The following is a 6508-nucleotide window of genomic DNA, read 5'->3' as shown; positions in this document are numbered from 1 at the left end:
CGCACGGCGTCCACCCGTAGTACTTGCGTCCGTTGCGCTGGTAGGCGCCGTACTGCGCATTCGACCCGGTGGCCTCGAGGAGATACTCGTAGTCGTTGTCGGCAGGAGGCTGGGTCACACCTGTCGGCGTGCTCGGTGCTGTCGGTGGAGTAGTCGGCTGTCTCTTTGTCGTCCGCGGTGGTGTCGTCGTTCCGTCGAGGAAGTATCCGCTGACGTCCACAATGAAATCTGATCGTCCCATTGAATAGACGCTCAGCTTGCCGTTGTGAAGCCGAGCGATCGCATGGTTCGCGATTGAGTGGTTCGCGAACATGGAGTTAACCGATGAGTACGGGTCAGGCATCGGCTCCTTCGGGTACATCACGAGGTAGCCGGGCCCATCCGTGTTGGTCATCGTCAGGTTGGTGGCCACGCCGAGCACGCCGGTCGCGGGCACGCTCAACTTCCCGGCGATCTGCAAAGAACGTGACGTTCTTGGTGCCAACGCTGAGGACCCGATTGGGACTTCTTCAGGCCGGCTGTCGTAGTGCCGCTCGGGGCTCACTGGAACGTAAAGGCCTGACGACGAGCTAGTAGTTTCTGAGTCGCCGGTCATCTCGCCAGTCATCCACCCGATGACGTCGACCACGATATGGGTGGCATTGTTGGAGACGGAGATGGTGGTCGTGCCGTCTGGCCTCAGCCTGGCGATCGCGCTGCCCGCAATGGTGTGAGCAACTCCGGTGTAGTTGAGGTTCGACGAGTTCGGAACCTTGCCGCCGGGATGGACCGTGAGAAATCCGGACCCCTGGGTCTCAGTGGCAACCATGTTGATCAACGCAGCCGACGCCCCTTCGTCAACGACGGATGAGAGATCGATCACGAGTTGGCCGTTGGCGGGGACCGGCACCCGGGTCTGGCGGGTGTCCGTGATCCGAGTCGGGACATCCAACGGGACGAAGCGCCCCGCCCGGCTTGATGTAGAACCTTCGAACACCCCTTGCACATCGACGACGATGTGGGAGCTTCGGAGCGACTGGATGGAGATTCTCCCGTTCGTGCCGACCGGTACGATCGAGAAGTTGGCGATCGTCTCGTTCGCGATTCGGTTGTTGACCGCAGATGTCGACACGTCGTCGGAGGTGGCAAGCCCGAACGGGAACGACTTCAGCCAGCTGGGCGCGATCGGTTCGGTAATCGTGAGGTTGATGGCGACGGCCTTGACGGCGAGTGGATCGACGCCGGCCGCTGCGATGACTGCGGGGGTGAGTGGGTCGAGTGAGAGCGTGTCGCCGTCGCCGTCACGAGTGACGCCGAAGCCTGGGTACCGCGTATCGAGCACACGCTCCGGCGATATCGCAACGTAACGAGACGCTTGGCCACCCGTTGCAGCGCTGGCATCAAGGCGGTCAGCGCCCGGCGTGATCAGCGTGAGAATCGAGGCGAGAATGGCGACGGCCGTGAGAACTCGCAGCGCGCTCGGCGCTCGGCGTCGTCCAGCATGCATCGGCTCGGTCATGATCGGCCGAAGTTTATGCGACATTCGCCGATCGTGGGGGCCAGGTCGAGTGACTGTTTTGCGATCGTGAACTCCGTAATAGTCGCGTCGAGAACGGACTCCCAGAGTGGACTCATGGCTGACCATCGGCACGATCTGAGAGCACGATGGTGTCAGGCGGCGAGGCGGCCGTCGACCCAGATGTCGGCCGCGGGATCGTTGAGTCGGAAGTTGATCGCCATCTGCTGCTCGACTAGATCGTCGATCGAGTCGTCCTCGGCCACACGCTCAAACATTGCGCCGTAGACATCGACCAACTGATCCGCCCCTGCATATATCCGACTCATGCCGACACCCTACGAAATGCTGGGGCCGGGCCTGTCTCATTGGCCGACTTGATGCCTCGGACTGTTCGGATGCGCACGACCTTGGTCATCTATCATCGTCAGATGCCCCGTTTCGGAGTTCGACGGTCGCTCCTGGCTGTTGGTGTGGCAGCGGGATGCTTGATCACGGCGGGGCCCTTCACGGGTGGCGCAACTCGGTCCGAAAGCATCGATGGTTTGGGTCGGGCAACTGCGCCTGCTGAACGGCTCACCCCGCCCGTGCGCCACCTGACCGTCTCGGGAACGGGAGACATCTTGCCGCACAGCCCACTTTGGTCGCAGGCAGCGAGCAATGCCGGTGGGGCCGGGTACAACTTCGCGCCGATGTTCGCCGACATCGCGCCGGTGATTGGCTTCGCCGACCTCGCGATCTGCCATCTCGAGACCCCGATCGTGCCTGTCGGTCAGGCGCTGTCGACCTATCCGGTGTACGGAGTGCCGGTTGAAGTAACCAATGCCATTGCCAGCGCCGGGTACGACCGCTGCTCGACCGCGAGCAACCACACGTTCGATCGTGGGGTCGCAGGCATCGATCGAACGGTCGCGGCGCTTGAGTCGGTAGGCGTTCAGCAGTCAGGAATGGCTCGGACCCCTGCGGAGGCGATTCCGCAAGTCGTCAGCATGAATGGCGCTGCGGTCACCCATTTGTCCTACACCTATGGCTTTAACGGCGCGTACGTCCCCTCTGGCCAACAGTGGCGGTCGCCGCTCATCAACGTCGACCGGATCATCGCCGATGGTCGCGTGGCGCGACAACGCGGCGCCGAGCTTGTCGTACTCAGTCTTCATTGGGGCGTCGAGTATGACCGCCAGCCCAGCGCAGAGCAGAGAAGAGTTGCTGAGGCGGTGACCGCGAGCGGCGCCGTGGATCTGATTCTTGGCCACCATGCGCACGTGCTGCAACCAGTCGAGCGAATCAACGGCGTCTGGGTTGCATTCGGACTCGGCAATTTCTTGTCGAATATGCGCGAGAGCCCGTGGTTCCCTGCCTCTTCCCAAGACGGAGCGGTCGTCGACTTCAATGTCACGTTTGTCGACAACGCGAGGAAGCCCAATGGTGTTGAAGCCGTCGTGGACCGCCCCCGTGTGATACCGACCTGGGTCGATAGGGACAACGGGTGGATAATTCGAGACGTGCGTGCTCAACTCGCTGACCCGACGATCCCTGGAAATCGCCGAGCAGCCTTACTCAGGTCGCTCGCTCGGACTACGGCTGTGCTCGGCGAGTTCGTTCCCCGTTGACTTCTCAATCATTCGGATTTTGACGACGTCCTGACTCTGGCAACGTTGGGATTCTCCGAAATTTCCGACTCGCAACAGCACGGTAACTCCTCAACCGAGTGGGTCGTTCGGCTAGGTTTTTGACATCGTTACTCGGCGCACAGCAATTAGAACGGTTGCCGGAGTCGCAGTCACAACCGCTGTGGGCTGGCGAAGCTTCGCGGGTGCTCGCTCCGCACCTTCGGTCGATAAAGCGGCGTCGGTGGCTTCCCCGGCAGTGCGTCTTGACCCGGTCGCTGATCGTGGACGTTGGACCCAAGGTTCGATTGGCACCACAGTCCAAGGGCGCCAGATTGTTCGATGGGACTCTCGATCGCGTGGAGCGACACGGCATGTGACGGTGGTGTCTGGGATGCACGGCAACGAGCGGATCACCTACCCGTTGGCGGAGGCATTCCTCCACACCGCCCGCCCGGCCGACATGAACGTGACGATCATTCCATCGCTGAACCCGGATGGCTGGGCGGCGAACACCCGGCGCAATGCTCGGGGCGTCGATCTGAACCGCAATTTTCCGTGGCTGTGGTCTTCATCGAAGGACAGCTCTGGTCCTGGTCCGGGTTCGGAACTCGAAACGCAGGCGGCGATGAACTTGCTGCAGACCGAGCGACCCGACTTGGTGATTTGGATCCACCAACCCCTCGACTACGTGGCGCCTGTTGCCGACTGCCCGATTCAGTACGCGGAGTTGTGGGCGAACGCTGCTGGGATTCAAGTTCGTCCCGCAGTCTCTCATCTCGGTGGTGGTGAATCGTGGTCGGCGCGGACCGCCGGGTTGCGCTCGATGTTGGTGGAGGTGACGTCATGGTCGACGGCGCAATCGCTTGTCGATGACCACGTGCGCGGCTTCACCGCGCTGCTGCCACACGTGTCTGTGCACCGGTCGAAGTAGGTCGCGCCGACTCGCTGCGCCTGCCGCGAGCGGAGCCGGGCCCCTCAACTGTGCTGGCACCCGTATCGTTAGAATATGGCAGCAAATGTGGTGCCCTGTCCATCATGTGGTGCGAAGAATCGTGTGCCGGCCGCGTCGTCGGGAAAACCGACGTGCGCAAAGTGTCATGCCGACCTTCCGTGGCTGGTCGATGCGACCGACGTCGACTTCGCTCAGGTGACCGACACGTCGCGTCTCGTTCTTGTCGACCTGTGGGCGCCATGGTGCGGCCCGTGCCGGATGGTGGCGCCAATTCTCGAGAAGCTGGCTGGCGATTTTTCTGGGTCGTTGAAGGTCGTGAAGGTCAACGTCGATGGCTCCCCGGTGATCTCGCAGCGATTCAACGCGTCGAGTATTCCGATGCTCGTGTTCTTGCGCGACGGCGCAGTCGTCGACACGGTGATTGGTGCTCAGCCCGAGCATGTGATGCGCGGAGCGGTCGCGAAGTTGACCTCACCCGGTTGATTGCCGCCGAACGCTGGTCACCTGTTGCGGCCCAGGATGGCCAGGAGTCGCAGAATCAGCAGATAGAGCCAGATCAGTGTGACCATGAGGCCATAGGCGCTGTACCACTCCATGAATTTGGGTGCACCGGCCTCGACCCCGGCGTCGATGGAGCCGAAGTCGAGAGTCAAGCTGAGCGCGGCCAGGATGATTGCGAGCACGGTGACGACCAAGCCGATGGTGCGGAAGCTCTCGCTGTAGAGCCACCCCCAGTCGAACAGCGACACGATGAAGACGAAGAAGTAGAGCAACATCAACCCGCCCATTGCGGCCGTGACGCCGAACGCCAGCTTGCGCGTCGGTTTGATGATGCCCAAGGCGTACACGAGCCAGGCGACGATGAAGACGCAGACGGTGCTGAGGATCGCGGCGCTGACGATGCCTTCGGTTTGTGCCTCGAACATTGCAGAGATCGCACCCAGGACGTACCCCTCGAGCATGGCGTAGAGGATGCCGAAAAAGGCTGCGCGGCGAGGGTTGAACGCGCAAAGGATCCCGACGAAGAAGGCACCGAACGATGCCAGCCAGAATCCACCTGGAATGGTCACGGTCACATTGGCATAGCCGGCGCCGGCGTCAGCCGCGACGGGATCGGTGGCCGACGACCAGCCCCACGCACCAGCAGCAATTAGCACCGCAAGGTTAACAAGCGTCTTGATTGCTACGCCGCCACGAGTCATCGTCGTGCCGCGCTCAGCTGGCGCTGTCATGTACTCGGATGTGACTCGGTCGCTGAACGCGGGATTGCCGCTGTGGTCAGACGGCGCGTACATCGCTGTGGTCATTTTGTCGGACCCTTTCTGGGGTGGGCACGGTGCCCAAAGCTCATCACCCTTCAAACTAGGCGGTGGGTGGGTTTGGAGGCACTGGCGGGTCGGTGTTGGCTGATTGACAGGCAATTTGACTGGGACACTTTGGTTATCCCCGGTTGGAATTGGGAACGGGCCAGATGGCTCTCTGCTTGTGCGTACACGTGCGAGGTTCACTCGTGCGCCCACCGTGACCGCCTAACCCGCCATTGAGATCGCCCCTAGTACGGCGAGGATATCGATGTCGGCCGCAATGTTTATTTGCAGCATGGACTCGAAGAAATCCCACAGTTGGTTATCAGAACGCTGGCCAACGGGCCTGCACGTTAGTTGATTGCTATTATTTGAGCTGCCGAAATGATGGCGGTAACTACGGCATTAGTTGCCCTGTAAAAGTTGTATTGACCGGTCTGACTCGCTGCTTTGCCGACTGCAGTCGAAGCAATGCTGTCGGGCATTGACTCTGCCATTTGCATCCACCCCTGCTGAGCGGCATCGAAAGACAAAATTCCAAACAGGCCAACACCGACTGCTGCGACTGTTAGAAGGAGTGCGTAGTCGCCGGCTTCGCCGAAGACAATGGTGGCTGTTAAAGCAAATACTGAAATGAAATAGGTGAGCTGAGACCAGCTCTGCCGGGTGGAATTCTGTGCTGACATTTCCATCCATGTTGATTCGTCCATAACATTTTCTCCTTCTAGTTGTCTTCGGTTGAAAACTGTTTAGCACAAAGTTCTCGACGCTATTGCGGTTAGTTTCTGGCGTCGCTAGTTCGGCGTGCAGAACGGTCTCGACCGTTGGGCCGGCAGAACCCACCGCGCAGCAACCGGCAACATCACGGACCGGCGGTCCGAGCGAAGGCCCGCAGAACACGAGCCCGAAGTTCGCCCCAAGATGGCGAGGCCGCCACACTTCGGCCCAAGTGCAGCGCCCGATAATCGCAGTTCCTGATATGTCGGGTAGGGGCGGTCCTTCGGAGGCACAGTCGGATCTGTGTTAGCTGATTGACAGGCAATTTGACTGGGACACTTTGGTTATCCTCGGTTGGCAATTGGGAACGGGCCAGATGGCTCTATCCTTGCGCGTACACGTGCGAGTTTCCTCGTGCGCCCTGCCTCTC

Annotated in this window: 7 protein-coding genes; 3 read left to right on the top strand and 4 right to left on the bottom strand. The window is 60.8% G+C overall.

Going from position 1 to position 6508, the window contains the following annotated elements:
• Together ACH2DW_RS14980 and ACH2DW_RS14975 are read right to left on the bottom strand one after the other, a co-directional pair.
• Positions 1 to 1522 (bottom strand): hypothetical protein (locus ACH2DW_RS14980; RefSeq protein ID WP_394930552.1); only part of this gene is annotated, 1522 nt, incomplete at its 3' end.
• A gap of 128 nt (positions 1523 to 1650) precedes the next feature.
• Positions 1651 to 1824, bottom strand: coding sequence for a hypothetical protein (locus tag ACH2DW_RS14975; RefSeq protein ID WP_394930551.1), 174 nt, complete (start codon positions 1822 to 1824; stop codon positions 1651 to 1653).
• 102 nt (positions 1825 to 1926) lie between these two features.
• Between ACH2DW_RS14975 and ACH2DW_RS14970 the strand changes: the two genes are divergently transcribed.
• The 3 genes from ACH2DW_RS14970 (at position 1927) to trxA (ending at position 4540) form a co-directional block, all read left to right on the top strand.
• The gene (locus tag ACH2DW_RS14970) at positions 1927 to 3105 is read left to right on the top strand and encodes a CapA family protein (RefSeq protein ID WP_394930550.1); all 1179 of its coding nucleotides are present in this window, start codon (positions 1927 to 1929) and stop codon (positions 3103 to 3105) included.
• 181 nt (positions 3106 to 3286) lie between these two features.
• Positions 3287 to 4036 (top strand): DUF2817 domain-containing protein, encoded by a 750-nt coding sequence (locus tag ACH2DW_RS14965; RefSeq protein WP_394930549.1) that lies wholly within the window; start codon positions 3287 to 3289, stop codon positions 4034 to 4036.
• Between the two features lie 75 nt (positions 4037 to 4111).
• Positions 4112 to 4540 (top strand): thioredoxin, encoded by a 429-nt coding sequence (gene trxA / locus ACH2DW_RS14960; protein ID WP_394930548.1) that lies wholly within the window; start codon positions 4112 to 4114, stop codon positions 4538 to 4540.
• Between the two features lie 17 nt (positions 4541 to 4557).
• Here trxA and ACH2DW_RS14955 read toward each other — a convergent pair whose 3' ends face one another.
• Both ACH2DW_RS14955 and ACH2DW_RS14950 read right to left on the bottom strand, forming a co-directional pair.
• Positions 4558 to 5364: a Bax inhibitor-1/YccA family protein gene (locus tag ACH2DW_RS14955; protein WP_394930547.1), complete on the bottom strand. Its 807-nt coding sequence runs from the start codon at positions 5362 to 5364 to the stop codon at positions 4558 to 4560.
• Between the two features lie 350 nt (positions 5365 to 5714).
• Positions 5715 to 6071, bottom strand: a complete 357-nt coding sequence (locus tag ACH2DW_RS14950; protein ID WP_394930546.1) for a hypothetical protein — start codon at positions 6069 to 6071, stop codon at positions 5715 to 5717.
• Positions 6072 to 6508 lie beyond the last annotated feature (437 nt).

This window comes from uncultured Ilumatobacter sp. (genome assembly GCF_963980585.1).
In the GTDB taxonomy this organism is placed as follows: Bacteria; Actinomycetota; Acidimicrobiia; order Acidimicrobiales; family Ilumatobacteraceae; genus Ilumatobacter_A.
The sequence above is the reverse complement of the archived record's forward strand: the minus strand, read 5'-3'. Positions and strand labels throughout refer to the sequence as shown.